At 67.0% G+C, this 23,612-nt stretch carries 26 protein-coding genes and 1 tRNA gene; 12 read left to right on the top strand and 15 right to left on the bottom strand.

What is annotated here, in order from left to right:
- The first annotated feature begins 99 nt into the window (after positions 1–99).
- Together BLP38_RS07480 and BLP38_RS07475 are read left to right on the top strand one after the other, a co-directional pair.
- On the top strand, positions 100–384 hold the full coding sequence (locus BLP38_RS07480) for a hypothetical protein (RefSeq protein ID WP_091355326.1): 285 nt from the start codon (positions 100–102) through the stop codon (positions 382–384).
- Positions 385–415: 31 nt separating this feature from the next.
- Entirely contained in the window at positions 416–775 is a 360-nt protein-coding gene (locus BLP38_RS07475; RefSeq protein ID WP_091355323.1) for a hypothetical protein, read from the top strand.
- Positions 776–860: 85 nt separating this feature from the next.
- Here BLP38_RS07475 and BLP38_RS07470 read toward each other — a convergent pair whose 3' ends face one another.
- Complete coding sequence (locus BLP38_RS07470) at positions 861–1,142, bottom strand: Fe-S cluster assembly protein HesB (protein ID WP_091355320.1); 282 nt, start codon at positions 1,140–1,142, stop codon at positions 861–863.
- Between the two features lie 190 nt (positions 1,143–1,332).
- Here BLP38_RS07470 and BLP38_RS07465 point away from each other — a divergent pair, with 190 nt between their 5' ends.
- The gene (locus BLP38_RS07465; protein WP_091355317.1) at positions 1,333–1,770 is read left to right on the top strand and encodes a hypothetical protein; all 438 of its coding nucleotides are present in this window, start codon (positions 1,333–1,335) and stop codon (positions 1,768–1,770) included.
- Between the two features lie 3 nt (positions 1,771–1,773).
- Here BLP38_RS07465 and BLP38_RS07460 read toward each other — a convergent pair whose 3' ends face one another.
- Positions 1,774–2,664, bottom strand: a complete 891-nt coding sequence (locus tag BLP38_RS07460; RefSeq protein ID WP_091355314.1) for an AraC family transcriptional regulator — start codon at positions 2,662–2,664, stop codon at positions 1,774–1,776.
- Positions 2,665–2,784: 120 nt separating this feature from the next.
- Between BLP38_RS07460 and BLP38_RS07455 the strand changes: the two genes are divergently transcribed.
- Positions 2,785–3,573: an SDR family NAD(P)-dependent oxidoreductase gene (locus BLP38_RS07455; protein WP_020096879.1), complete on the top strand. Its 789-nt coding sequence runs from the start codon at positions 2,785–2,787 to the stop codon at positions 3,571–3,573.
- Here the strand turns inward: BLP38_RS07455 and BLP38_RS07450 are convergent.
- Complete coding sequence (locus BLP38_RS07450; protein WP_155900278.1) at positions 3,525–3,929, bottom strand: hypothetical protein; 405 nt, start codon at positions 3,927–3,929, stop codon at positions 3,525–3,527. The genes BLP38_RS07455 and BLP38_RS07450 overlap by 49 nt on opposite strands.
- Between BLP38_RS07450 and BLP38_RS07445 the strand changes: the two genes are divergently transcribed.
- Positions 3,928–4,221 carry a hypothetical protein gene (locus BLP38_RS07445; RefSeq protein ID WP_020096881.1) on the top strand — a complete coding sequence of 98 codons (294 nt, stop codon included), beginning with the start codon at positions 3,928–3,930 and terminating at the stop codon, positions 4,219–4,221. The two genes, BLP38_RS07450 and BLP38_RS07445, sit on opposite strands and share 2 nt — an antisense overlap.
- 19 nt (positions 4,222–4,240) lie before the next feature.
- Entirely contained in the window at positions 4,241–5,137 is an 897-nt protein-coding gene (locus BLP38_RS07440) for a TolB family protein (protein ID WP_091355311.1), read from the top strand.
- Positions 5,138–5,143: 6 nt separating this feature from the next.
- Here the strand turns inward: BLP38_RS07440 and BLP38_RS07435 are convergent, their stop codons facing one another.
- Positions 5,144–5,845 carry a hypothetical protein gene (locus BLP38_RS07435; protein WP_172824675.1) on the bottom strand — a complete coding sequence of 234 codons (702 nt, stop codon included), beginning with the start codon at positions 5,843–5,845 and terminating at the stop codon, positions 5,144–5,146.
- Positions 5,846–6,027: 182 nt separating this feature from the next.
- Between BLP38_RS07435 and BLP38_RS07430 the strand changes: the two genes are divergently transcribed.
- Together BLP38_RS07430 and BLP38_RS07425 are read left to right on the top strand one after the other, a co-directional pair.
- Complete coding sequence (locus BLP38_RS07430) at positions 6,028–6,306, top strand: ArsR/SmtB family transcription factor (protein ID WP_091355304.1); 279 nt, start codon at positions 6,028–6,030, stop codon at positions 6,304–6,306.
- Positions 6,303–6,689 carry a VOC family protein gene (locus BLP38_RS07425; RefSeq protein ID WP_091355301.1) on the top strand — a complete coding sequence of 129 codons (387 nt, stop codon included), beginning with the start codon at positions 6,303–6,305 and terminating at the stop codon, positions 6,687–6,689. The genes BLP38_RS07430 and BLP38_RS07425 overlap by 4 nt, the downstream gene beginning before the upstream one ends.
- 310 nt (positions 6,690–6,999) lie before the next feature.
- Here the strand turns inward: BLP38_RS07425 and BLP38_RS07420 are convergent, their stop codons facing one another.
- Genes BLP38_RS07420 through BLP38_RS07405 form a run of 4 tightly spaced genes read right to left on the bottom strand, consistent with a single transcriptional unit; the run spans position 7,000 to position 9,413 of the window.
- Positions 7,000–8,145, bottom strand: coding sequence for a GDSL-type esterase/lipase family protein (locus tag BLP38_RS07420; protein WP_091355298.1), 1,146 nt, complete (start codon positions 8,143–8,145; stop codon positions 7,000–7,002).
- Entirely contained in the window at positions 8,142–8,699 is a 558-nt protein-coding gene (locus BLP38_RS07415; protein WP_091355296.1) for a TetR/AcrR family transcriptional regulator, read from the bottom strand. Before BLP38_RS07415 ends, BLP38_RS07420 begins: the two co-directional genes overlap by 4 nt.
- Positions 8,700–8,730: 31 nt before the next feature.
- Positions 8,731–9,018: a transcriptional regulator gene (locus tag BLP38_RS07410; protein WP_091355290.1), complete on the bottom strand. Its 288-nt coding sequence runs from the start codon at positions 9,016–9,018 to the stop codon at positions 8,731–8,733.
- On the bottom strand, positions 9,015–9,413 hold the full coding sequence (locus tag BLP38_RS07405) for a hypothetical protein (protein WP_091355286.1): 399 nt from the start codon (positions 9,411–9,413) through the stop codon (positions 9,015–9,017). Before BLP38_RS07405 ends, BLP38_RS07410 begins: the two co-directional genes overlap by 4 nt.
- Positions 9,414–9,557: 144 nt before the next feature.
- On the opposite strand from BLP38_RS07405, the gene BLP38_RS07400 reads away from it, so the two are divergent.
- The 3 genes from BLP38_RS07400 to BLP38_RS07390 all read left to right on the top strand — a co-directional run bounded on the left by BLP38_RS07400 (position 9,558) and on the right by BLP38_RS07390 (position 11,525).
- Positions 9,558–10,238: a hypothetical protein gene (locus BLP38_RS07400; RefSeq protein ID WP_157681079.1), complete on the top strand. Its 681-nt coding sequence runs from the start codon at positions 9,558–9,560 to the stop codon at positions 10,236–10,238.
- Positions 10,239–10,263: 25 nt separating this feature from the next.
- Positions 10,264–11,214 (top strand): hypothetical protein, encoded by a 951-nt coding sequence (locus tag BLP38_RS07395; RefSeq protein WP_157681078.1) that lies wholly within the window; start codon positions 10,264–10,266, stop codon positions 11,212–11,214.
- Positions 11,215–11,288: 74 nt separating this feature from the next.
- Positions 11,289–11,525: a hypothetical protein gene (locus BLP38_RS07390; RefSeq protein ID WP_091355273.1), complete on the top strand. Its 237-nt coding sequence runs from the start codon at positions 11,289–11,291 to the stop codon at positions 11,523–11,525.
- Between the two features lie 5 nt (positions 11,526–11,530).
- Here the strand turns inward: BLP38_RS07390 and BLP38_RS07385 are convergent, their stop codons facing one another.
- The 3 genes from BLP38_RS07385 to BLP38_RS07375 all read right to left on the bottom strand — a co-directional run bounded on the left by BLP38_RS07385 (position 11,531) and on the right by BLP38_RS07375 (position 13,994).
- Positions 11,531–12,502, bottom strand: a complete 972-nt coding sequence (locus tag BLP38_RS07385) for a CPBP family intramembrane glutamic endopeptidase (protein WP_091355270.1) — start codon at positions 12,500–12,502, stop codon at positions 11,531–11,533.
- Between the two features lie 128 nt (positions 12,503–12,630).
- The gene (locus BLP38_RS07380) at positions 12,631–13,128 is read right to left on the bottom strand and encodes a DUF2199 domain-containing protein (RefSeq protein ID WP_091355267.1); all 498 of its coding nucleotides are present in this window, start codon (positions 13,126–13,128) and stop codon (positions 12,631–12,633) included.
- Between the two features lie 50 nt (positions 13,129–13,178).
- Positions 13,179–13,994 carry an endo alpha-1,4 polygalactosaminidase gene (locus BLP38_RS07375; RefSeq protein ID WP_091355265.1) on the bottom strand — a complete coding sequence of 272 codons (816 nt, stop codon included), beginning with the start codon at positions 13,992–13,994 and terminating at the stop codon, positions 13,179–13,181.
- 47 nt (positions 13,995–14,041) lie between these two features.
- On the opposite strand from BLP38_RS07375, the gene BLP38_RS07370 reads away from it, so the two are divergent.
- Positions 14,042–14,113 (top strand) — tRNA-Arg (locus BLP38_RS07370).
- 235 nt (positions 14,114–14,348) lie between these two features.
- Here BLP38_RS07370 and BLP38_RS07365 read toward each other — a convergent pair.
- From BLP38_RS07365 to BLP38_RS07350, 4 genes are read right to left on the bottom strand one after another with little or no spacing between them, the layout of a single operon-like run.
- On the bottom strand, positions 14,349–17,498 hold the full coding sequence (locus tag BLP38_RS07365) for a restriction endonuclease (protein ID WP_091355262.1): 3,150 nt from the start codon (positions 17,496–17,498) through the stop codon (positions 14,349–14,351).
- A gap of 4 nt (positions 17,499–17,502) precedes the next feature.
- Complete coding sequence (locus BLP38_RS07360) at positions 17,503–19,506, bottom strand: site-specific DNA-methyltransferase (RefSeq protein WP_091355258.1); 2,004 nt, start codon at positions 19,504–19,506, stop codon at positions 17,503–17,505.
- On the bottom strand, positions 19,503–20,285 hold the full coding sequence (locus tag BLP38_RS07355) for a DUF4391 domain-containing protein (RefSeq protein ID WP_157681077.1): 783 nt from the start codon (positions 20,283–20,285) through the stop codon (positions 19,503–19,505). Before BLP38_RS07355 ends, BLP38_RS07360 begins: the two co-directional genes overlap by 4 nt.
- Complete coding sequence (locus BLP38_RS07350; RefSeq protein ID WP_091355250.1) at positions 20,282–23,449, bottom strand: helicase-related protein; 3,168 nt, start codon at positions 23,447–23,449, stop codon at positions 20,282–20,284. Before BLP38_RS07350 ends, BLP38_RS07355 begins: the two co-directional genes overlap by 4 nt.
- Between the last annotated feature and the right edge of the window lie 163 nt (positions 23,450–23,612).

The following is a 23,612-nucleotide window of genomic DNA, read 5'->3' as shown; positions in this document are numbered from 1 at the left end:
GGCAGGCGCCCTTGCGAGGTGGACCGCGCTGCGCAAGCCCTGGGGAGAAGCCGAGGCGCGCGATTACCGTGAGAGGACTTTCACCGGTCGGAGGACATCATGACGAACCAGGCGCAGCGGAACGACGCGGTCCAGCGCAAGCAGATGGGCTCGGGCGCGTTCATCGCGATCTTCATGAGCCTCGTGTTCCTCGTCGTCGCGGCGGGTTTCGCGATCCTCGGAGTGCTGTTCATCACGAACCCGATGCCGGTCATCGTCCTCGGGGTGCTGATGCTGATAGGCGCCGTTGCGGTGCTGCTCCTGTCGGGTGCGTGCATCGCGGCGTCGGTCCGGGCACTGCGGGCGCCGGCGAAGGCTAAGCAGCGCGTCGAGCGCATGGCCTGACGCGCGCGGAGCGACGTGCCATGATCGTCGCATGCTGGCTGAGATCTTCGAGGTACTCGGCGACGCGCTCGTGGCCGTCGGCGATGCTCGGCGGGGTCCGCGGCACGTGCACAGCCGGATCCGGCTGACACGCGGCGAGATCGAGGGTCTGTCGTCGCGGGAGGACGTGGGCGGGGAGGTGGCGATCGACCATCGCACGATCGCCATCAACGACGTGACCCTCACGGGCGTCGCCATCGCGCCGCAGCCGCTTCGCATGTCGTACCTCGACGACATTCAGCAGGGAGCTCAGGTGGTCCGCATCGAGTTCGACGGCGGCGCCGCCGAGTGGACCATCCCCGAATCGACCAACCTCCGAAAGCTGCAGAAGCGCATCGGCGCCTCGTTCTGAGACGCGGGATGCCGGGCGCATCAGGCCCCTGAACGCACGAAAGCCCCGGACCACTCGGGTCCGAGACTTTCGAGAAGCGTCTGTGTCAGACGGCCTGCGCGAGCGCGAAGCCGACCGATCCGTCCTCTTCGAGACGGGCGTCGAGGATGCGGTCGTCGAGCGCGACGCTCGCCGTCGGCGCGACGAACACGCGGGCTCCGTCGCTCTCGACGATGGTGTCGCCGTCGGCCGGAGCGGGAGCGAGGGACAGTGCGTACCCGTTCTGCGGGTCTGCGGCCTCGGCGATCCGGAGTCCACCGGTCTCGGTGGGGATCTGGGTGGCGAGGCTCTTGACGGCGGTGCTGGCGTTCTCGGTGAGAGTGAGCATGATGCTCCCTTCCGTGGATTGCGGGCGTGAGCGGGCAACGATGCCGAGAATCGGATGCCGCCGCAACCGCTGACACACCATTGCCGCGCACTCACACGGCTTACGGAGGTTCAGACGTCATCCCCGCGGCGTACCCCGGATCATCATGCGGGCCGATTCGCCCGTGAGGCCGCGCGGCTTGACTCGAGTCATGACCCACACTCGTCTCCGTCTCGCTGCGGCCGCCGGCCTCGTCGCCCCTCTGCTCGTGCTCGCGCTCGCCGCCTGCAACCCGATGGACACTCTCGAGAAGGTGCACTCCGAAGAGTTCGCCGATCGCGCCGCCGCCGCAAAGGGCTGGGTCGGCGTCGAGATGCCCGCGTGGATCCCCGCAGGCGCGACGTCCGTGAAGAACACCGCGACGACCAACGAGACCAACGCCGTCATCGCGGTCGAGGGCGGAGAACTCGAGGACTGCGCCGAGATGGACCGCCGTGGTCTGCCCTTCGACAGCCGGTACGGCAGCCTCGGCGAGCCGCTGCCGGCGACCGTGTTCGCCTGCGGACCGTACGAGGTCGTGAGGACCGACGCCGGCTGGCTCGGCTGGTTCAACGCGACCGAGAAGGGGCAGACGCCCGCCGACGCGTGAGCGTCAGCTCGCCCGCATCCGCTCCCGCAGGTCGGTCGCATCGGATGCCGGGGAGCGTCCGTACGCGGAGCGGTAGTCGCGCGAGAAGTGCGATGCGCTGACATACCCGACGGCGGCGCCGGCCTGCGCGGCGGTGTCGCCGTCGGTGATCAGCAGGCGTCGTGCCTCGCCGAGGCGCAGCCGCTTCAGGTACCGCATGGGCGTGAGGCCGGTGAGTTCGCGGAAGCGACGGCTCACCGTGGTCGGGCTGGCGCCGACGGATGCCGCGATCGCGTCGAGCGTCCACGGCTCGGCCAGCCGGCGTGTCAGTGTGGTAATCGCCGCGGTGACGATGTCGGCGTTCGCGTGGGTCGCCGCGGCGAGCACGCGCGCGGCCTGGTCGCTCTGCAGGAGGCGGACGATGAGCTCGCGGTTCAGCAGCGGCGCGAGGACGCCGGCTTCGGCGGGGGCGTCGAGGAGCGCGAGCATCCGGTCGACAACGTCGGCGATCTCCGCCGTCATGGTGCCGAGCCGCTCTGGCGCTTCGGGCGCGGCGGGCAGCGGTAACTGTCCGGCGACCTCGGCGACGACGGCGGGGTCGATCCGCCAGTTGACGGAGACGAAGTCGCCCGCCGGCCCGGTCTCGGTCACACGGGCGAACAGGGGCAGGTCGACGGGCGTGATGAGGAAGCGCTCGGGACCCCATTCCTCACCCGCCGCGGAGTCGTCGCCCGAGACCTTGCGCCCCGTGAGGACGACCGAGACGCACGGCTTGTACTGCACGAACATCGTCGGGCTCGGCTGGGTCGTACGACCCAGAATCAGCCCGAGCGACCCGGCCGCGGCGACGCGGTCGATGTGCCGCCGCACGCGGTCCGCGGCGCGGTCGAGGCTCGTCCGGGTCCGCTCGTCCATGTGCCCATTGAAGCGGATGCCGGGCCTCCCGGCTCGGGCAGGGTCGCCGTGACCGGGAACCGGCAAGCATCCGACCGGATCAGGCAACCTGGCCGGGCGCCGGTCCGTCACGGTGGAGGAATGACCACGAACCTCCTCACCCTTCCTCGCGACCAGCGCCTCGCCGGTCGCACCGCCATCGTCACCGGATCCTCGAGCGGCATCGGCGAGGCGATCGCGCATGTGCTCGCCGCGTCGGGCGCGCACGTCGTCGTCCACGGTCGCGACGTCGGTCGTGCCGAAGCCGTGGCCGCGGCCATCGCGGACGGCGGGGGCGCGGCATCCGTCGTCACGGGCGACCTGGCCGACAGTCCCGCCGCCGCGCGGGCGTTCGCGGCGCAGGCGACCGAGGCGTTGGGCGGCCGTGTCGACGTGCTCGTGAACAATGCGGGGATCTTCCCGATCGGTCCGACGCCGGATCTGTCGGACGACGACGTGGCCGCACTCCTCGCGACGAACGTGCGCGTGCCGCACGACCTGGTGGGCGCGCTCGCTCCCGGGATGGTCGCGCAGGGGTCGGGCGTCATCGTGAACATCACCTCGTGGATGGCGCACATCGGCACGCCCAACGTCGGTTTGTATCCGGCGACGAAGGCGGCGCTCGAGCATCTGACGCAGGCGTGGGCGGCGGAGTTCGGGCCCCGCGGCGTGCGGGTCAATGCCGTCGCGCCGGGCGCGATCCTGACCCCCGGCAACGCGGCGGCGCTCGAGATCCTGAAGATGATGACGGCGGTCTCGCCGGCGGGGGAGCCGGGGCGGCCGATCGACATCGCGCACGCCGTGCGCTTTCTCGCGTCGGACGAGTCCGCGTACGTGCACGGTCAGGTGGTCAGCATCGACGGCGGGATCGTGGCGGCGCGGGTGGGGTGATCGGCGGTGCGGTCGTCGGCGGCCCGCCGCGGGTGAGATGGTTGTCCTGTCGACGAGACGGAGGACACCGTGGCACGCAAGACGACTCTGGTGGCGGGTGCGCTGGCGATCGCGGCGCTGATGCTGGCGGGGTGCGCTCCCGAGCCGTCCCCGACGCCGACGATCTCATCGCCGTCGCCGAGTGCGTCGTCGCCGAGCCCGACGGTTCCCAGCCCGACGCCGAGCGGTACACCGACGCCGGGGACCCCGAGTCCGGGCGTCTCGCCGACGACGCCGCCGGCCGGTCCGCCCGCGACGCGTCCCGTCGAACCCCCGAACGGCACCGATCCGGATGGCGATCCGGATGCTGCGGGCATGACCGCAGGCCAGGCCGGGACGCTGTGCGCCAAGGAGCACCGCACGGGTCAGAGCGCGGGTGACACGCAGATCGGCCAGCCGACCGTGTACGAGCGGTCCGTCTCGCCGCACTGGTATGTCACGATCCTCGCCGAGAACGAGTTCGGCCAGTACTACCAGGAGTGCGTGCTCGGCGGGCCCGAGAGCAACCCGGAGTGGTCGCTGACGCAGGGCACGCCGAAGGATCAGATGACGAAGGCGCACATCCAGCAGATGCGCACGCAGAACGAAGAGTTCGACGCCGACCACTGACGGCCGGATACGGTGAGGCATGGCCATCACCGTTTTCCCGCCGCGCGACTTCGCCCTCGACGGGCAGCGATGCCGCGTCCACGTCTACGACGTCGTGACCGGCACCGACCGGGTCATCTTCGAGACCGATGAGGTCCTGCTCGAGGCGCCGAACTGGGCGCCGGAAGGATTGCTGCTGAACGGCGGCGGGCTGCTGTGGTCCATCGACGCGGATGCCGGCGGTGCTGACTTCGTCGAAGTGCCGTTCACCGGCATCCCGCCCATCAACAACGATCACGTGCTGGTGCCGAAGTCGGGCGACATCCTGTTGTCCGCGAATGACGGACAGATCTACCGGGCGCCGCGGACCGGCGGTGAGGGCGTGCGGATCACGAATCCGGACGACCCGTTCATGCACTTCCTGCACGGGGTGAGCCCGGATGGCGCGTGGATCGCGTACACGGCGCTCTCGATCGAGGACGGCGAGGTGCTGTCGGCCGACCTGCGGACCGCGCGGATCGACGGGTCGGAGGATGTGCCGTTGACGACGGGTCAGGTCGCCGACGGCAGCGAGTGGTCGCCGGGCGGATCGTGGATCTACCTGAACACCGAGGAGTTCTCCCAGACGCCGGGGCATGCGCAGATCGCGCGGATGCGGCGCGACCGTTCGGGTCTCGAGCAGCTGACGTTCGACGACCGGGTGAACTGGTTTCCGCACCCGTCGCCGACCGGGCGGGACGCGGTCTACATCAGCTTCCCACCGGAGACGCAGGGGCACCCGGCCGACCTCGAGGTCGAGCTGCGGCTCGTGCGGGGCGGGCGCTGGCGGCAGCCCGAGACCGTCGCGACGGTGTTCGGCGGTCAGGGCACGATCAACGTGAACAGCTGGACTTCGGACGGGTCGCGGTTCGCGTACGTCGATTACCCGGTGGGGTGAGCGAGCTCACTCGACGGGAAGCTCAAGGAATTGCGGCTTGAGTGGGATGACATCGCCGGGGTGGAGAACGGGTGTCTCGTCGGTCCCAGTGAGCGACCACATGAAGTAATAGTCGAAGCAGAATCGGTCCCGGATGCCGCGCCAGGTGTCGTTCGCGGCGACGGTGTAGTCGACGAGGTCGCCCGCGGCATCCGTCCGGACATCGCCCGTCGCGCCCCGAGCGGCGCCCGTGTCGCGTGGCGTGCCCTGGACGCTCGCCCGATACGTCTCGTCCGACTCGTCGTCGGCCCACCAGCTGATCGAGGCGACGAGCGGATTGTCGTTCATGGAGACCGGGCATGCAGGGAAGTTGTACCCCGAGGCTCGGCGTGCGTTGGCGTACGACTCCGGCTGGAGGGCGATGTATTCGTCTGCGATGAGCTCGTCGATGTGGTTGTCCGTGCGCAGCTCGTCCTCGTCGAGGCAGAAGCGAGCGGCGATGTCCTGGAACGTGTCGTTGTACGCGACGGCATAGACAGTGGCGAGGCCGTTCGCGTCCTCCTCGTAGACGTCGCCGTTCGCACCGCTGCGCGGGCCGAGGTCATCGCGCGCCTGGGAGGATGCGCAGGCTTCGGGAAGAGGGACCGGCGCCGGGACCGGATCAGTCTCCTCGACAGTCTCGGTCTCCACGGTCGGCGCGGGCGGCGGAGAGGGTTCGGCGGTGTTCACGGTGCAGCCGGCGAGCGATGCAACTCCGAGGACAGCCAAGAGCGCGGTCGTGCTTCTCGCTGATGCGCAGCGCCGTCCTGACGTGGTCGGGAAAGCGCTCATCCCCGCAGGCTATCGACGAGGGGTGCCACTCACCAGTCGCAGTCTTGATAGGCAAGTAGGTACTTGCCTATACTCGCGGCATGGGCGACGTGTTCAAGGCTCTCGCCGACGAGACGCGTCGGATGATTCTCGACGACCTCGCCGAGCGCGACGGGCAGACGCTCTTCGAGCTGTGCGTGCGGCTGGCCGATCGCGGCGTGACGCACTCGCGGCAGGCGGTGTCGCAGCATCTGGCGGTCCTCGAAGAGGCGGGCCTCGTGCACAGTGAGCGTCGCGGCAAGTTCAAGTTCCACACGATCGACACCCGGCCGCTCGCTCAGATCTCGGAGCGCTGGCCCCTTCCCGAAGGAGAGTCATGAAGATCCAGACCGTGAGCGTGTTCGTCGACGACCAGCAGCGCGCGCTCGAGTTCTACACCGAGAAGCTCGGCTTCGCCGTGGCCGCGGACGTCCCAATGGGCGAGTTCCGGTGGCTGACGGTCGTCGACCCCGCGGCGCCCGAGGGTACCCAGCTGTCGCTGGAGCCCAAGGCCCACCCTGCGGTGCCGCCGTTCGCCGACGCGCTGCTCGAGGACGGCATCCCGTTCTTCGTGCTCGGTGTCGACGACGTGCCGGCCGAGTACGAGCGGCTGCAGGGGCTCGGGGTCGAGTTCACGCAGGCGCCGATCGATCACGGACCGGTGACCACCGCCGTGTTCAGCGATACGGTCGGGAACCTGCTGCAGATCGCTGCGTTCGCCTGAGGGGCGGAGCGCGCGGGCGTGGGGCTGTGTGGGTCGCGACATCGTGCGCCGACGGTCGGCATCCTGCGCCGAGTCACCACCCGGTTGCCGAGTCACCGCCGAACTGCACGCTCTCGGGTGGTGATTCGGCACGCGGGTGTTGAGCCGGGAGCAAGTCGGGCCGCATGGTCGCGTGCGAGTGGAGAGAGTGCCGGTTCGCGGCATCCCGCGTCGAGTCACCACTCGGTTGCCGAGTCACCAGCTGATTGCACGCTTTCGGATGGTGATCCGGCACGCGGGCGTTGATCCGGCGCTGAGCCTCGCGGTCAGCTCACCGCTCGCGCACCCCGCCTGACTGCAACGCGATCGCCGCGAAGCGCTCGCCGATGAGGCGATGCGCCTCGGGGCTCGGGTGCAGCCGGTCGGGGAGCGGGTGGGTGGCGGCATCCGCTTCGCCGTAGAGGGCGAGGCCGTCGATGAGGTGCAGGTTCGGGTCGTCGCGGTGCGCGTACACGTCGGCGAGGGCGTCGCGGATGACGCGGAGCGTGAGGCGTCCGCCGGCGGTGTCGCCGGGGGTGCCGGCGGCGCCGAAGAGGAGGGTGCCGGTGGCAAACGAAGCGGGGTCGATGATGCCGGGGCCGGGGGTGTCTTCGTGGATGCCGCACCAGATCGGCGTGATGAGGTGCAGAGGCGTGTCGGGGTGGCCGTCGCGGATCGTGTCGAGAAAGCCGTGCACCGCCGGCACGAACGCGCGCAGCCGCATGGCGTCGCCGTTGACGACGTTGATGCCGAGCGCGACGCTGATGATGTCGGCGGGGGCGTCGCGGATGACGCGCGCCATGAACGGGTCGACCTGCGCGCTGCCGCCGACGCCGAGGTTGCGGAGGTCGAGTCCGGCGCGGCGGGCGGCGAGCGTGACCCACGTCGAGCTCGGCTGCGTCGCGTTGGAGCCCTGGCTGATCGAGCTGCCGTGATGCACCCAGCGCGGGCGGTCGGTCGTGTCGGCGGATGCGGGCGCGTCGGCGCGCAGCGCGACGAGCTCGATCGTCTCGTTGTGCGGCAGCCAGAGCTCGACGAGCTTGTCGCGCGGGGCGAGTCCGTCGACGGCGATGCGCTGGGCCGGTCCTTCGACGAGCTGACGGATGCCGGTGGTCGGATCGGTGTCGACGGTGTCGCCGCCGTCGAGCTCGACGCTGTCGTGCAGGGCGCCGTCGATGCGGACATCGACGCGTCCGCGCGGGCGGGACAGTCCGCGCAGGGTGGCGCGGGTCGAGTGCAGGTCGAGGTCGAGGCGGGATGCCGCGGTGCGCACCGCGATGCGTGCGCCGGCGGGTTGCGCCTCGACGCCGAGCAGTTGCGGCTCGGGATACTGGGTGCGCACCCATGCGGGCAGGCGGTGCAGCCGCAGGCCGCGGCTGGTGGGTTCGAGTTCGGCGAGTCCGCGGACGGTCGTGGTGTCGAGGGTGTTGTCGATCATGCGGGGTCCTTCGGGGTCCAGGTGCGGAGGGCGCGGTCGAGGGCGTCGAGGGCGCGGTTCCAAGAGGCGTCGGTGGTCTCGTCGCGGTGTGCGAACGACGACGCGGATTCGAGTGCGAGGTAGCCGGCGATGGTCGCGCTCGCGAAGCGCACCGCGTGGACGGTCTCGCTGTCGGGTAGGCCGTAGTCGCCGAGCGAGCCGACGACGAGTGCCGAGATGCGGGATGCCGCCGGCTCGGTGATCTCGTTGCGCTCGACCGGCTGCGAGATCATCGCCCAGCGCGCCGGATGCGCGAACGTGTAGGAGCGCTGCGCGTTCGCGAGGTCGCGGAGGGTGGGGGACTCGCCGATGGTGTCGGCGAGCTCGGTGAAGACGGCGGCCTGGACGGCGCTGCGGAGCGCGGCGAGGTCGCGGACGTGCGCGTAGAGGCTGGCGGTCTGCACGCCGACGCGTCGGGCGAGCGCCGACATCGAGAGCGCGCCCGGTCCGCCGGCGTCGATGAGGTCGAGCGCCGCCCTGGTGAGGGCGTCGGGGGAGAGGTTCGCGCGGGGCACGAGGAGTTAACCTACACCCTTTAGGTTTTGATCAGCTTATCCCGTACTTGCGAAGGCCGTCGAGCAGGTTCCGGAAGGTCCGTACCCCGAGGGGTGTCGCCCGCACGACCGTGTGCGCGTACCGGCCGATACGTTCCTTGCGCACCTGGACGAGTGAGCGATCGTCGAGGAAGCCGACGGCTTTGGAGATGTCGGGGATGCTCAGGCCGGTGAACTCCTCGAGTGACCGGTAGTCGGACTCGTCGACCTGGCACAGGAATCCGAGGACTTTGAACCGCGGCAGCACGAGCAGTTCCCGCTCCGTCGCGGCTTCGGTCATCGGCGACCCCGCCGGATCAGTGCGACGAGCGCGATGAAGAGGGCGACCGGAATGGCGGGCCACAACCACGTCGCGAGCGATGTATGCGGGGCGAACTGGAGGAGGTTCCAGCCGGTCAGAATGGTGACGACTGCGACGAACACGGCGACCGGGGCGGTGTAGGCCGGTACGCGTGGCTGGTTGCGGCGGATCACCCGCAGTGCCTGAAGCGTCACCGTTGCCACAGCCGCGAAGCAGACGAGCACGAATCCGGGTGTCGAGCCGGCTGCGGCAGCGACGCCGCCGATGTAGGCGATCAGAGGGATGCCGACGATCAAAGTGATCTCCGAGGCGGTCCACCGCCAGGCTGGGGCTGAGGGCAGATCTGCGAGGGTCGCCCGCCGTGCGTCATCCATGCATCCTCCTGTCTCCGGCCGTCCGACCACGCTAGGTCGCTACTTGCTGATCTGCAACTATTGTCGCTGACGGCGGCGATCGCCACCGGATCGTGACCCACAGCCGTGACCGTGAGCGCTACGTTCAGCGAAAGGGGGGACCGCATGACGAAACGTCGGTGGCGCTTCATGGCGTCGATCGTGGCGGCGTTGGTCGTCGGTGGGGCGGCTGCCGCGCAGGCGTCGGAGCCGGAGACGCCCGCCGACGTGCGGGCGGCCCTGTCGATCGAGATGGCCGTCGACACCGGCACCCTGCCTGAGCTCGAGGGTGCGGCATCCTTCGGTCCCGTGCACCGGGTGTATCGCTGGAGTGACGCTCTGATCGCCGGAGACGCCGGCGATCCGGTGACGGCGCTCGACGAGTGGGTGGCGCCGGTGCTGTCGTCCTCAGGTGAGGCGCTGGCGATCTACCGGGTGTGGCGTGAGTCTCCGGACAGCGTGGCCGAGTTCGCAGGTGTCGACGGGGATGCTGCGACGGCCGCCGCGATTGTCGATGTCGACGCGGATGCCGCACTGGTCTCGGATCCGACGGTCGCTGCCTGGTACGCGGTGTGGGACGACGTCGTGACACCGGTCGGCTCAGCGACGTTCTCCGACATCCGCGCGGGGACGCCTGTCGGTGAGGTCGCGACGCTGGTCTCGGAGAGGACAGCGCAGGCCGTCCGCGATGCCGCGCCGCCCGCCGGGAGGTCGTTCGCCGGCTGGGTGTGGGGCGGCGTCGGGGTGCTGGCGATCGCGGCGATCGGCGTCTGCGTCGGGGCGCGGCGGCGGGTGCCGGTGGGCTGAGCACCGGTCGTGCAAGCATGGCCGCATGAACCCGGACGACGAGCTCCCGCGTATCGGCCATTCCGCTGTAGATCCTGCAGCTGTCTCCGGCGAGGGTGAAGCCTTCGCAGAGCTCGCCGCCCGGCTTGGAGTGGAGCCCATCGAGGCGCAGGTGTCGGAGGGTTGGCGGGTATTGCGGCAACGTGGCGACGAGGCGGTCGTCGGAGCTCCGCTGGACGCCGAGCGGACATCGTGGTGGGTTGCGTACCTGCGACCGGGGGAGGAGGTGTGGTTCGTCGACAGTCCTGAGCGGCTGCGGGCCAGTCACGCCGAGCGCCGTCGCGGTCTCGCTCTGCGGTGGCCGTCGGTGGCCCGGCCGGATGCCGGTCCGGATGGTTTCGTGATCGATGTCGTCAACACCGGCAGTCAGCGCTGGGAGCCCGACGGTGACTCGTTCCAGGTGGTCGGCTCCGTGACCGGTGCGCACGAGTCGAGGGTGCTCATGACCTGGGCGGCGTCGGGCGGGATGCCGGCGGTGCCGCTCGACCCGGGCGAGTACGCGCGCGTGCCGGTCGATATCGATGAAGACGCGTGGGCGGCGGTCGTGCCGGGCGAGAACACGTTGCATGCCTGGCTGGTTCCGCTTCGGGTGGTGGCCGAGCCGCTGCAGATTCAGGTGTCTGCGGAGTCCGTCAAGGATGCGCAGGCCAACGAGCGTTGGGAGGGATCGGACCAGAACCGGGCGGCTCTGGCGGCGGATCTCCTCGAGCAGCGGGCGATTCTGGATGCCGGCCCTCGCCTCCCCGAGATCGCTTCGGCGATCGCGGGCACGACGACGGAGGAGGATGCGGCCGCGGCGATCGAGTCGCTGCTCGGAGTCGGTGCGAGTGCCGCGGAGGCCGTGTTCCGCCGGGCATCCCTCAGCGATCTGCACGTGTCGTCGGCGGAGTGGCGCCGCGAGCGCATCGCCTACACCGAGCAGAAGCTCGCCGAGTAGCGATCTCCGCCGCGCGGGGGAGGCGTGCCGCCATGCCCGCCGCCTACCGTCGTTGAGGACGGAAGGAGCACGCGATGACTGAACCACAGAACGAGACCCCGGTCGCAGTCTGGTATTTCATCGGCGCGACCTTCGCCGGTGCCCTGCCGAACCTGCTGTTCCCGGGCATGAATGCCTGGGTGCGGGTGCTGTTCATCGTCGTGGCGCTGGTGCTCATCTCCGCCGGGTTCTTGCAATTGCGGCGTGAAACCGGGTGGGGGAAGAAGCGCGAGAGCGACGAGCCGCCGTCGGGATCGTCGCCCGACGCCTGAGCGCGTCAGGCGCCGGTCTGCGGAAGGCGTGACTTCTTGAACTGGCCAAGGGCCAGCAGCAGAAAGATGATGCTGGCGCAGGCGAGCCAGCCCGGCCAGCTCAGCGGGGATGCCGCGAGCGGCTGCAGGTCGGGTGTCGACACCAGGAAGGCGAAGCCCGCGGCGGCGTTGAACGCGCCGTGGCCGAGAACGGCCGGCCACACGTTGCCGGACCGCAGGCGGAGCCAGCCGAGGAGGATGCCAAAGCTGAGGCATCCGATCACCATCAGGCCGACGCCGAGCAGGTTGGGCTCGGCGAAGTTGTAGCCGAGCAGGATGATCGGCGCGTGCCAGAGGCCCCAGATCACGCCGCTGATGAGGAGTGCCGGCCAGGTGCCGAGGGGGCGGAGTGCGGAGAGCAGCCACCCGCGCCAGCCGAGTTCTTCGCCGAACGCGAGGAACGAGTTGATGACGGCGCCGACGGGGATGAAGGCGAGCTGGGTGATGACGAGCGCCGCCACCGGGATCTCGATGTCCGGCGTGCCGGCCGCCTCGAGCTGAGCGTCGAGGGCCGCGGCGAAGCCGGAGAAGTTCACGAGGTCGAGCTGCAGCGCTCCGGTCGCTGCGGCGATGAACGTGGCGAACACCGGCACCACGACGGCGATGGCGAGTCCGATGCCGAGCAGGCCGAAGAAGCGGCCGAGGGGCTTGATCGGGACGAGGGCGAGCATGCGCCAGGACCGCCGTCCGGCGGTGCGGCGCAGGAACAGGGTGACGATGAGCGCGGCGACGGCCGGCGTGAACATCATCACCGGCAGGAGCAGTGGTGCGATGGGGGTGGCGAGGCCGTCACCCGTCCAGAGGGGGAGCGTGACGAGCCAGGCGAGCCCGCAGGCGATGACCGTGAACGCGATGACGGCGATCCACGGGACGGTGGTGGTTCCGCGCGTGTCCGGAGTGGTGGGGGCGGATGCCGCGGGCGTGGGGTCCGTGCTCATGGTGGGCTGGCCTCCTGGTGGCGAGGTGCTTCCGCCGGTGTGGTCGATGGGCGAACGGGGCTCGGCGTAGAGGGTCTGTCCGCTCCTCCAACGTAACTGGATCGCCGCGGGCAGAGGCGCAAGCTAGTTCAGTGCGGCAGGGCGTCCAGCACTTCGCGGTGGTCCCACGTTGCGTGGAGGACGTGTGCCAGCTCGGGGTCCGGGCTGGACACGCACTCCGGGTAGGTGTCCTCGTCTCGCGCCTCGACGTGCACGGGTCTGCCGCCCAAGCCGAACGGAAGGAGGTCATTCGCGAGATAGCCGTCGATGGCGAGACCGACGTAGGCCGGCTCCCGCCATGTCTCGTACGCGTGCTTGAGGTCTTCTTCTCGCACGTTGATCCACACCCCGAACGTGACGGAGTAGCCGCCGGTCAGCTGGACGGGAACCAGAGCCCGGAGAAAGCACCCGACGTGCTGCACCATCAGGAACGATGACTGCATCGGGTCGCCGTCGATTAAGCCCCACGTGTCATCGGCGTATTCGGAACCGGGGTGAGCGAGCACGGGGCCTGGCAGGCGGAAACGAACGTGGCGGTCGTACTCATCGAGCTCGTGCCCGGCCGCGTCGCGCGGGTGCTCGCTCATGAGGTGCTCAGGCGGATGGTCATGGGGTGAGGCTAGCGTTTCAGGGCGCGTCAGCCGCAGGTCTCGAACACGTACCCCGGATCGTCCGGCGTGACGAGCTCTCGATCCCGCAGGACGACGGATGCCGGTGTCTCCGGGTCGCCGCAGACCTCGTCCCACGGGCGGGGGAGGTTGTCGGTGTACTCGATGGCGAGGACGTGGTCGCCGTAGACCTCTGTGTAGGCGGAGCACTCCTCGTAGGCCGCGCACTCCTCGACGACGGCGAAGTCGAAGCCGGCTCGCGAGCGGAGGAATGACGCATCCTCGGCGGCGTTCTTCTGACCGGCAGCGAGTCCGACGTCGTGCGCGGTGTCGACGAGCAGGGTCGCGAGGTCGAGCGCGTCGTCGCGGCTGAGGGCGCCGTCGGTGCGGGTGTAGGTGTCGAGGTTGTCGAACTCGACGGCGTAGAACCCGTCGGACGCGCAGTCGCGGATCCAAGGCCCGACGATCTTGGCGATCTCGTCCGCCTTGCGAGTGTCGAGGATGACCTCGTCTGGCCAGTCCGGGTCGATGACCGGCTCGCCGCCGTCATCGCGGAGCAGGAGATTCTCGGGCCAGGTGTCGAGCTCGCCGGGTTGCGTCTGGAAGCCGTTGACGTAACAGACGGAGTAGAGGCCGTTGACGGATGCCGCGGCCCGGTCGCGGACCACCATCTCGACACCGTCGGGTGGGTCATAGGCGCCGCCCAGCTGATAGTCGAGCTGGCCTCCGACGGGCGGCAACCGCGGTCCGGCGGGCGGATCGTGCGGCGGCGGCGACTGGCCGGCGCATCCGGTGAGCAGCAACACGGTCGCGGCGAGCAGGGTGAGTGCGCGCCGGACGATCATGTCGCGAACCTACCGGACGCCGGGGGATCGGTAGACTCGACGGGCCAGCCTCTGTAGCTCAATGGAAGAGCAGTTCCGTCCTAAGGAAACGGTTGGGGGTTCGAGTCCCTCCAGGGGCACCGATGCGTATTTCTTACGCCGATTTCTCAAATACGTCAGTATCCCGATGCTGCCTTCTGGTCGCTTCGCCGACTGCCTCGGGCTGATTGAACTGTCATCCGAGGTCCCGTCCGGCGTCCGAGAGCACCGAGGATAGGCACTCGGACCGTCTTGCGGTCGGTCGAGATGGGAAGCGTCGTAATTTCGCGCTCAAATGAGAGAAGGCGGAGCTGGCCCCGCCGACAGCGCCACTAGCTAAATAGCGTCCGATCGGATCGCCTCGAGATCGCGGGGGATTGGGCATGCGTTCCCCGCTGTACCATCCTGGGCCGCGCCTTCTAGGTCGTCCATGTGAACCCCTACGGCATACTTCAAATCGACGTAGCCGAGCCGCTCGGCAACGGTCGTGAAGTGCAGGCGCCCAGCGATCGTCTTCGGCTCTTGCAATCCGCCCAGCAGCGCTGTGTTCGACGTTCCCTTCGTCTCGAAGACGATGTGGCGACCCCCATGGGCTGTCTCTATCGTGATCGCCCAGTCCGGATTGTACTTTCCGAAGGGCGTCGGAACTGTGAAGTTCGAGGGGAGCTTCACGAAGGATTTCACATCCTCACGGCGGAGCAGCTCAAGCGCGAAGGCGGACTCGACCCCGGAGTCCGTCACCACATGCGTGTAAGGAGACTTCGCGCTGAAGTCGATCGCGTCGCCGTCGCCGTTAACTACAACGTTGCCCCCGTTGCCCACATAGCCCTGAAGGTCCTCCTGCTCGAGTAGGGAGAGTGGGTACCAGCGCTCACGGTCGGGACGGCCGTCCGCAACGAGGTCGTATGAAAGTCCGTTGACCAGGAACTGCTCTTTCGTCTCATTCAGCAACTTGGACACCCGATCCACGTACGCCTGGGGGTGGCCGCGGAACTGTGACAGGGTCCCCGATTCAGTGAGAACGGACGCGATCGTCGCCCGCGTAAGCTGCGTCCTATCGGCAAGCACCGACAGGATGTCAGGCAAGTCCTCCGAGTCCGCGTAGCTCACATCCGTCCGACGGATGCTCGCGACGTCGGCGGTGAGACCGCTCTGATCGATCCGGTCGACCCGAGACGTCTGCCATTCACCCTTGCGCTTGCGGACGGGCTCCATCTGTCGCAGTTTGTTGATCAGCGTCTCGCGCAGGTCGTCCTCATCGACGTGCAGTCGGTACTCAGTCCGATGCCGAATCCGGCTCCACAGCGCCTCGAACTCCGGGCTCTCGAGACGCTCGCGCACCACGGGCACCACAACACGGTCCGAAGCCTTCTTAATTTCGATCGGCTTCGCCAGCCGCTTGAGCAGCCCGAGCAGCGCGATCTGCGCGGTGTCGCTCTCGACAGCATGCCTGACCAAGGTCTTGAGGCTCTCGCTGTCCTCCGTGATGGCCTTGCGCAACGGCTCCTGAACGGCGCCAGCCTTGTCGACGTAGCCGCCGGCGACGAGGCTCGCGAAGAGGTCCTGCGCCGAGTCGTTGCCGACCGGCACGACTTTGCCGTCCTCGTCGGGATCCTTGAAAGTGAGCCGTGCGAATCCATCGATAGTGACCTTGCCGAACTCCATGCCGAGGTCCTCCGCGAGCTCGTGCTGGAGCCGCTCAGCGAATTCCTCGAAGGACTCGTTGGCGATAACGGTTAGGCGATTCACGCCGAATCCGCGGATCCGGTTGCCGTTGCCGTCCACCGCGAGTCGCAGACCGCGCCCGATGCTCTGACGTCGCCAACGCTCCGAACCCATGTTGCGCAGCACGCACACCTGGAAGACGTTCGGGTTGTCCCAACCCTCCTGGAGAGCCGAGTGGCTGAAGATGAAACGGATCGGAGACCCCGGAGTGGTGAGCCCGACCTTGTCCTTCATGATCTGCTCGTACGCGAACTCGGCCTGCTGCCGACCCGCAGCGGTGTTCTCGGCGGTGTCGACGAGCTTCTCCACGCCGCTCTTCTTGTTGCGGTCGACGGAGAAGTAGCCCTGGTGAGCAGTGCGGGCGACGACCTCGGCCGGCTGCTCCGGGAGGATGGTCGAGAACTCGGCCTCGCGCGAGATCTTCGCGTACTCGTCCTCGAAGATGCGCGCATACTCCCCCGGTTGCGCCACGCCGTCGGCGTCGTACTCGCGGTACTTGGCAACCGTGTCGAGGAAGAACAGGCTCAGCACCTTGATCGGCAGACCAGAGAAGGCGAACTCCCTCTCCTTGCGCAGATGCTGGCGGATAGTCTGCGCGATCATCTGACGCGCCCGCTCACCCAGGCTGACCTCGGCGCCGATCGACTCCCCTGGGTGAAGCGGCTCCGCGACGGTGTCGAAACGGATCCGCTCCGGCGCGACGCTCAGTTCGGTCACGGTCAGGTTCTTATAGAGATCACGACCGGTGACGAACTGGAGGTTGTCGCCGTCGCGCACCGTGACCGTGCGACGGGCCAGTCGCCCGCCTTGCTCGGCGTCCACCTCGATGCGTGCGCTGAACCGGCCAGCAGTCCGCTTCACACTCTTGAGCTGCACGTAGGGCGACGTACCGCTGGACTCGGTCACGAGCGAGTCGACCTCGATCTGCTTCACGAGCTGCTTCTCGTACGCCGCGATGGCGTCGAGGCGATAGACCAGGTTTTCCTTGTCGAACTTGGGATGGGTTGCCGAGTAACGCAAGACAGCGAGCGGATCAAACTTCTCGATCGCGACACGACCAGCGCCCTTGTTCCTGCGCGGATTGCCGTCATCGCCATACACGCTCTGTGGCTCGTCGACGATCACGATGGGCTTCGTCGCCGCGATCAGGTCGATCGGCCGCTCGTCGTCGAGGGCCTCGACCGCCTTGTGGATCGTGTTCGACGCCTTGTTGATCGCCGACACTGTGACGACCATGATCTCGATGCCTGACGAGGTCGCGAACGAGCGCACGCGAGACGGGTTGGATCCGTCGTACTGGAAGTACTGCATCGGTGCGTTGCCGTACAGGGAACCGAAGTGCTCCTTCAGCATCCCGAGGGAAGTCACAACGCCTTCCTTGATGGCAACCGACGGCACCACCACGATGAACTTGGTGAAACCGTACATCTCGTTCAGCTCGTAGATCGTACGGAGGTAGACGTAGGTCTTTCCTGTGCCGGTTTCCATCTCAATCGTGAAGTTCGACGATGCGAGAGTCGGCTCGGGCGCGAAGCCGGAGCTCTCCTGGACGGCGTGGAGGTTCTCGAGGACGGAGTCCTCGTCGAGCACAAGCCGGTTGGCAACACCAGTGTCCGCCATGCCCTGGAACCCCGCGTGAAGAGACGGATGGGCATAAACGTCGAAGGCGCCCGTCATCACCTCTTGGCCGGCAAACAGGCCGGTCACGGCATCGATCGCGGCGCGCTGATAGTCGAGGTCAGCGTCGAAGGAGAACTTCATCGCCTCAGATGCTCCGGAAAGTAGTGAATCCGGCCTGTTTCACCGCGGCGTCCAGGTTCAGCTTCGCGGAAGAGTCGACGAAGCCCGTGTCACGTACGACCATGGTCACGTCCGAATCGACGGGGTTCTCGTCGCGCCACTGCACCAGTGCCCGTGCCACCTCGATAGATTGCTGGGTCGTGACGTGGTCCCCGAAGTACGCATACAACGTGCCACCGCCGAGGTTGTAGAGGGTGCTGCCTCCAACCTCACGAGCCTCGACGGGCGTCGTGAGTTCGATGCCGAGGCGGAGCATCATCTCGACGAGCAGGTCATCCGTCGACCGCCCCTCGACTAGGTTATCGACGGACTCTACGAGGTTCAGCTGGCCAGTTCCATCCCACGGCTTGAGGTTGGACGACCCGAGGCGATAGGAGCGGAAGCCAAGGTCGATGGCCGCGGACTCGAGGGGGAGGTTCTCGGCGATCTTCTGGCCAGCCCGACGGAGGCGTTCGCGCGTGATGTCGGCAATGGTGTCGTAGCCGTCCTTCCCGACCTCCTCGTCGAGTTGCACCAGCATGTACCGGCGGCTGCCACCATCCGCCGCGTTGAGTTCCATGACCGCTTGGCCCGTTGAGCCCGAGCCTGCGAAGAAGTCGAGGACCAGAACATCCCGTCGGTCTTCGGTCACCGCTCTGAGCCAATTGGCTACGACCGATGGGTCCTTTGGAAAGCTGAAGACGTCACTCTCAAGGAGCTCTTCGAGCCGATCGCTAGCCGTCGAGCGCACCTGGAAGAAGACAGGCCTGATTGCCTGGGTCTCAACTTCCCTGAGGTATCGCTTGTATCGAACGGTTGAAGTGTGATCCACCCCAAACAACACCCGACCCTGCGCGATCTTCTCCGCCATGACCTCCTTCGAGTAGCGCCAACCGTTTGCGGGAGTGGGCACCGGCAAGAGCGTCTCCGGATGGAGGACGTCGTACATCAGGTTTGGACGTGGGTTAGGACTACTGATTGGGCTCCGCGTGAATAGCTCACCCGTCTCGTCGATCTCAGAATAGGCCGCGAGCCCCTTCTCAATGTCAGGCTTCTGCCTAAGCCAACGCTTGAACGAAGCCGTCGCAACAGAGGCATCACCGTTCGCTGCGTTCCAGGCCTCGCCAGCTGCTGTGACCACATCGTCGTAGCCGCGCTTTGGCTCAGACCATCTGACATCGCCCTCAACAAGGCGCGCCTTATTCTTCGCGTATATCAGCATGTAATCGACGCCGCCGGACGTGAAGCGAGCATCGTTCTTGCCCACGCCCTGCCAAACGACGTTCGCGGCGAAGTTCTCCGCGCCGAATACGCGGTCAAGAAGCAATTTCAGACGCGAGTGCTCGTTATCGTCGATCGCCGCGATCAGCACGCCCGTCTCCTTGAGCAGCGAGTGCGCCACGAGCAGCCGCGGGTACATCATCGAGAGCCACTTGGCGTGCCTCGCCGAAGCAAGTCGACGTTCCACCGCCCGGTCCGACCCGGCGCCGACCTGGGTGGCACCCTCCGCGTCGCGCAGGCCGGCATCAGCCTCGTGTTCAGACACCGTCGAGACGCGGCTGTCGTCGTAGACGAAGTCGTTTGTGGTGTTGTAGGGCGGGTCGATGTAGATGACGTCGACCTTGTTTGTGTAGCCGCGGCGAAGGAGCCGGAGCACCTCGAGGTTGTCCCCCTCGATCACTATGTTCCGCGTGGAGTCCCAGTGGACGGACTCGTCCGGGCGGGGCAAGAGTGTCCCCGTCGCGGGCAGCGTCGAGAGACGACGCGCCTCGGCCATCCCAGCCCACCGCAGTCCCGACGTTTCGCCACCCGCAGGCTCAGCATCCTCGCCGAGGAGCCCTCGCAGCGCCTCGAGATCGACACGCCCGTCCGTCACCGCGTCGGGGAACAACTCTGCAAGTCGGGCGACGTTGTCGGATGCCTCCCCCCGTCCGCTCAGCTTATCGATCGGGGCATACTCGATGCTGTCGTTGTCTGCGGGGGTCGTCACGGACCCAGCTTAGGGTCCTCGCTGGTACGGGTTCTGACGGACGGCTCTCCGTAGAGCGCGTGTCGGGTCTGGGCTATGCGATCACGAAGGTCGCGTGCCTCGCCATTGTGCTCAATACGCCGCTGCATCGACTTCTCGCGCGTTGCGCTGCGCATGGCGGATTGAAGATCCTCGTCGAGACCCACAAGTCTGTGCCGGAGTTCCACCGCCTCAGCGGCGTCGCGCAGGCTAGGAGCGGGGTGCCCGTCGGCGGCCGCTCGTCGCACCACATCCCGGTAAAGCGAGCCAAGGTCGGTGCGGTCGAGTTCGCCTACGTGTATAGACGCCGCCGCGATCCCGTCGATCGGTACCGTCAGGTGCTCCTCCACGACCGACCTACCTACGTCGGTCTTGCTGAGCCGAGTTAGGGCAAGCGAAAGAACGGGTCCTCCTTCGGGCGAGGACAGCGTAATGACGGCTGGCCGAGGGATCGCGCGGTGCAGTAGCTCGGCGGCGCGGCGCTCGTCCTTCGCCGTGACGTCGCCGGCGATCCGCACCTCGAGCACCGGGATCATGTCCACAGGGCGATCTGCGTCGCGGACGGCAGGCACACCGGTCGTCGCGGGGCTCAGTACGCCCACGATCCTTGCCGAGCTGATCGCCCGCCTGAGGAGTCGGGCGTCGGCAGGGGCTGTGTGCTCCCACTGCTCAACGATGTCCTTCTTGGTGAGTCGATGCGTCTCGCGCGCACGTTCAGGAAGCCCAAGTACTTCGACGAAGTCGACTGACCCAGAAGTCACGGAATGATCGCCATCCATGCCACGACGTCCACCGATTCCAGGCCAGGCGTCGTCGCGTCGGAGCCAAGCAAGGACGGGGCGGTGGAGAAGATGGAGGCGGCTAGCGTCTGCTCGGCGTGGCCTGAGGCAGCTTCCACTGCAACGCTCAGCAGACTCCGATAGTGGTTCATGTCGCGACCGCGCCCGGTCGCTGCTTCGAAGTCGGCGATCGCCGCATCGTCCGGCTTGGTGCGATCTAGGGCATGCCTGCGAAGGACGTCGAGCGCGAGCTTCGGCTCCTCGATTGCGTGGGCGAGCGTTCCATCGTCCCGAACGAAGGCGAGCACGTAGGGTGCGAGCGGATATGCCTGCGAGAAGCCGAACGCATCGTCTCTGACGCGAAGGAGGAAGACGGCCCCGGAAGCGAGCCCGTCAGACTCAAGTGCTGCGTCGAACCTCGCGACACCGAAGAGTGCCAGCGGCCACTCGTCGATCCGCTGGAGTTCCGCTCTGGGCCGCGATGAGGCATCCATGCGGAAGTCGGACAGCGTGAGGTCGGTGATCGACAATCCACCGGCGAGGTCCTCCATCGTCGGCGCAGCCTTCTGGAGCTGCTCAAGCTGGTGGCGCCGGTAGTCGAGGTCGTTCATGTCCGACGAGTCGAGCACGTTCTCCTCGCCGGTCGCGGACACGTCGAGGAGCTTCATCCGGCTTGAGACGCGGCCCTCGAGGTTGATATAGGAGTCCAGGTCATCCGTGGGCCAGAAGTTCACGAGTTGGACCGACGCGTTCGACGAGCTGAGGCGATCGACGCGTCCGAATCGCTGCACGATGCGGACTGGGTTCCAATGGATGTCGTAGTTGACGACGGTGTCGCAGTCCTGAAGGTTCTGCCCTTCAGAGATCGCGTCGGTCGCGATGACGATGTCGATGGCGTCGCCGTCGGGGTCGCCGCCCTTGGAGATCGGTGAGAACGCGGTCAGCACGACGTGCATGTCCTGGCGCTGACCTGTGACGGTGCTCTTCGTCGACTGGCCCGTGATGAGGGCGACATTGACGCCGAGCTCACGGCGGGCCCACTGCCCCACATGCTCATAGAGGTACTGGGCCGTGTCGCTGAATGCGGTGAAGACCAACACCTTGCGATTGCCCGCGTTCGTCGGATTCTCTGCCTTGTTGCGAAGGAACCTCTTGAGTTCGGCCAATTTCGCGTCGCGGGAAGCGTCCACCTTGGTCACTTCAGCGAGGAGCGTGGCGACGGTCTCGCGGTCGGCTTCCAGGTCCTGCCGCCAACCACTGCGGTTCATGTCCTGGAGATACACCTGGACGTTGCTGCCCACCGCATCGTCCAGGTCAGGGTCGTCGAGCCCGAGGTTCGAGGCCGCACCCTCGTCCCGAATAGACGTACCCTGCGCTCCGTCGACCTCAAACTCGTTCAGACGCTCGATCGACGCATCAACCGTGTCGAGGATCTTTCCGAGCGTTAGGCCGAACGACTTCACCGAGGACTCGAGTCGCTTCAGCAGGCCGACTCGTAAGAGGTGCACCACATTGTTCTCACGGTCCGTCTGCACCCACTTGCGGGCGCCACCGGTGCGGAGCGAACGGTCGTATACCTCTGCGTACTTCTCCTTGAGTCCGTCGCGCACGTAGCTGGTGGGTTTGTAGGCAGCGAGGGTGAGCCGCAGGATTGCTCGGTTGATCACGTCCAGCGAGATCATGGTGCCGTCGAGATCGATGCCTGGTGCGAGGTTGATCGGAGCAAGCCGCTCCGGGAATTTGCCCGTGTCCTCGACGCCGTAGTACTTCTCGATGTGCTTACGGGAGCGAGCGATCGTGAGCAGATCCAGTAGCCGGATGTAGTCCATGCCCAGCATCCCGACGAGAGATTTCGCGGTGCGCTGCTCGTCGGGGATCTTCTGCCACGCGTTGAAGCGCGTCTGCGCTTGACGCAGGGTCTGGCCGATGTCCTTTACACCTTCGCGCGCGAGTGCCCGGTCGTCGCCCTCGGTCGCAAAAAGGACCTGGTTGCGCAGGTCAGCGAGGCGAGTGTTGACCGGGGTCGCCGACAACATGAGCACCTTGGTGCGCACGCCGGACTTGATGACCGCATTCATCATCCGTTCGTAGCGCGTGGTGCGGTCGTCTCTCTGGGGGTTGTTCCGGAAGTTGTGCGACTCGTCGATCACCACGAGGTCGTAGTTACCCCACTCCAGGTGGGCAAGGTCGATATCCCCGCTCATGCCGGCTTCGCGAGACAGGTCCGTGTGGTTTAGAACGTCGAAGTTGAAGCGGTCGGCGACCAGTGGGTTGCGAGCGTCATTGGCGCGGTAGAGCGTCCAGTTCTCTCGTAGGCGCTTGGGGGCGAGGACCAACACACGGTCGTTACGGAGTTCGTAGTACTTGATTACGGCGAGCGCCTCGAACGTCTTTCCGAGGCCGACGCTGTCCGCGATGATGCAGCCGTTGTGGCGCTCGAGCTTCTCAATCGCGCCGAGAACTCCGTCCCGCTGGAACTTGTAGAGCTTTTTCCACACTTCGGTGTCGTAGAAGCCGGTGAGGCCACGCCGCTCGGACTCTTCACCCGACTCGTCGACGAAGTCGCTGAAGAGGGACGTCAGGATGCGGAGATAGAGAGACTCTGGAGCACGATTCTCATACAGTGCACGTGCCGCTGCAAAGAAGTCCTCGCGCGCGGTTACGGCTGCCGTGGGGTGGTTCCAGGCGCGCTCGAACTGCTCGGCAATCTGACCCACTTGCGCCTCGTTAGTCGTTCCTAGTGGCATGTGCAAGCTCGGCGAGGCGACCAGGCCAAGACTCTCCGCTTCAAGGCCGGCGCCCTGAACCGCGAGCGGGCTTGCCCCGCGAACGATCGTCGAGGTGTCGCGGGTGCGCTTTGTCAGCGATCGCACCTCGAGCTTGCGCTCAGCCCACGCGACGAATTCCCGGGCGACACGATGCTGGTCAAGGCGAGCTCTGAGGAGGTTCTCCTCCTCGAGGCCGTTCAGTGGGTGGTGCGTAAGGCTATCCCTCCAGAGAAGGAGACGGGCGTCGACTTCAGCGAGGTCATCTTTGAGGGCCTCATGAACGAAGACTGAGAAGGACTCACTGAGCGAGTCAAGCGATGCTGCGCTTGCCAGGTGACTGCGCAGCGCATCAAGTAATCTGCCGTCTTCGGTCTCCATGACTTTCCCCCGCTTCTAGGTACCGTTTGCGTCCACGCGACCGTGGGGCGGACCACTTCGCGATGGTATCCGTTCGGCGCGTAAGCGGGCAGGCTAATAGCGTTCGGATGTGCCTCCGCTGCGCAACCCGCAACAGTTGTCGTGGCTGCTCTCGGAGCTAAGG

The organism is Microbacterium sp. LKL04, assembly GCF_900102005.1.
Taxonomy (GTDB): Bacteria; Actinomycetota; Actinomycetes; order Actinomycetales; family Microbacteriaceae; genus Microbacterium.
This window is presented reverse-complemented; position numbering and strand designations above follow the sequence as displayed.

What these genes read in the sequence shown, in the direction of transcription:
- BLP38_RS07480 (WP_091355326.1), top strand. Translation starts at nt 100, where the DNA reads ATGACGAACCAGGCGCAGCGGAACGACGCGGTCCAGCGCAAGCAGATG.
- BLP38_RS07475 (WP_091355323.1), top strand. Translation starts at nt 416, where the DNA reads ATGCTGGCTGAGATCTTCGAGGTACTCGGCGACGCGCTCGTGGCCGTC.
- BLP38_RS07470 (WP_091355320.1), bottom strand. Translation starts at nt 1,142, where the DNA reads ATGCTCACTCTCACCGAGAACGCCAGCACCGCCGTCAAGAGCCTCGCC.
- BLP38_RS07465 (WP_091355317.1), top strand. Translation starts at nt 1,333, where the DNA reads ATGACCCACACTCGTCTCCGTCTCGCTGCGGCCGCCGGCCTCGTCGCC.
- BLP38_RS07460 (WP_091355314.1), bottom strand. Translation starts at nt 2,664, where the DNA reads ATGGACGAGCGGACCCGGACGAGCCTCGACCGCGCCGCGGACCGCGTG.
- BLP38_RS07455 (WP_020096879.1), top strand. Translation starts at nt 2,785, where the DNA reads ATGACCACGAACCTCCTCACCCTTCCTCGCGACCAGCGCCTCGCCGGT.
- BLP38_RS07445 (WP_020096881.1), top strand. Translation starts at nt 3,928, where the DNA reads ATGACCGCAGGCCAGGCCGGGACGCTGTGCGCCAAGGAGCACCGCACG.
- BLP38_RS07450 (WP_155900278.1), bottom strand. Translation starts at nt 3,929, where the DNA reads ATGCCCGCAGCATCCGGATCGCCATCCGGATCGGTGCCGTTCGGGGGT.
- BLP38_RS07440 (WP_091355311.1), top strand. Translation starts at nt 4,241, where the DNA reads ATGGCCATCACCGTTTTCCCGCCGCGCGACTTCGCCCTCGACGGGCAG.
- BLP38_RS07430 (WP_091355304.1), top strand. Translation starts at nt 6,028, where the DNA reads ATGGGCGACGTGTTCAAGGCTCTCGCCGACGAGACGCGTCGGATGATT.
- BLP38_RS07425 (WP_091355301.1), top strand. Translation starts at nt 6,303, where the DNA reads ATGAAGATCCAGACCGTGAGCGTGTTCGTCGACGACCAGCAGCGCGCG.
- BLP38_RS07420 (WP_091355298.1), bottom strand. Translation starts at nt 8,145, where the DNA reads ATGATCGACAACACCCTCGACACCACGACCGTCCGCGGACTCGCCGAA.
- BLP38_RS07410 (WP_091355290.1), bottom strand. Translation starts at nt 9,018, where the DNA reads ATGACCGAAGCCGCGACGGAGCGGGAACTGCTCGTGCTGCCGCGGTTC.
- BLP38_RS07405 (WP_091355286.1), bottom strand. Translation starts at nt 9,413, where the DNA reads ATGGATGACGCACGGCGGGCGACCCTCGCAGATCTGCCCTCAGCCCCA.
- BLP38_RS07400 (WP_157681079.1), top strand. Translation starts at nt 9,558, where the DNA reads ATGACGAAACGTCGGTGGCGCTTCATGGCGTCGATCGTGGCGGCGTTG.
- BLP38_RS07395 (WP_157681078.1), top strand. Translation starts at nt 10,264, where the DNA reads ATGAACCCGGACGACGAGCTCCCGCGTATCGGCCATTCCGCTGTAGAT.
- BLP38_RS07390 (WP_091355273.1), top strand. Translation starts at nt 11,289, where the DNA reads ATGACTGAACCACAGAACGAGACCCCGGTCGCAGTCTGGTATTTCATC.
- BLP38_RS07385 (WP_091355270.1), bottom strand. Translation starts at nt 12,502, where the DNA reads ATGAGCACGGACCCCACGCCCGCGGCATCCGCCCCCACCACTCCGGAC.
- BLP38_RS07380 (WP_091355267.1), bottom strand. Translation starts at nt 13,128, where the DNA reads ATGAGCGAGCACCCGCGCGACGCGGCCGGGCACGAGCTCGATGAGTAC.
- BLP38_RS07375 (WP_091355265.1), bottom strand. Translation starts at nt 13,994, where the DNA reads ATGATCGTCCGGCGCGCACTCACCCTGCTCGCCGCGACCGTGTTGCTG.
- BLP38_RS07365 (WP_091355262.1), bottom strand. Translation starts at nt 17,498, where the DNA reads ATGAAGTTCTCCTTCGACGCTGACCTCGACTATCAGCGCGCCGCGATC.
- BLP38_RS07350 (WP_091355250.1), bottom strand. Translation starts at nt 23,449, where the DNA reads ATGGAGACCGAAGACGGCAGATTACTTGATGCGCTGCGCAGTCACCTG.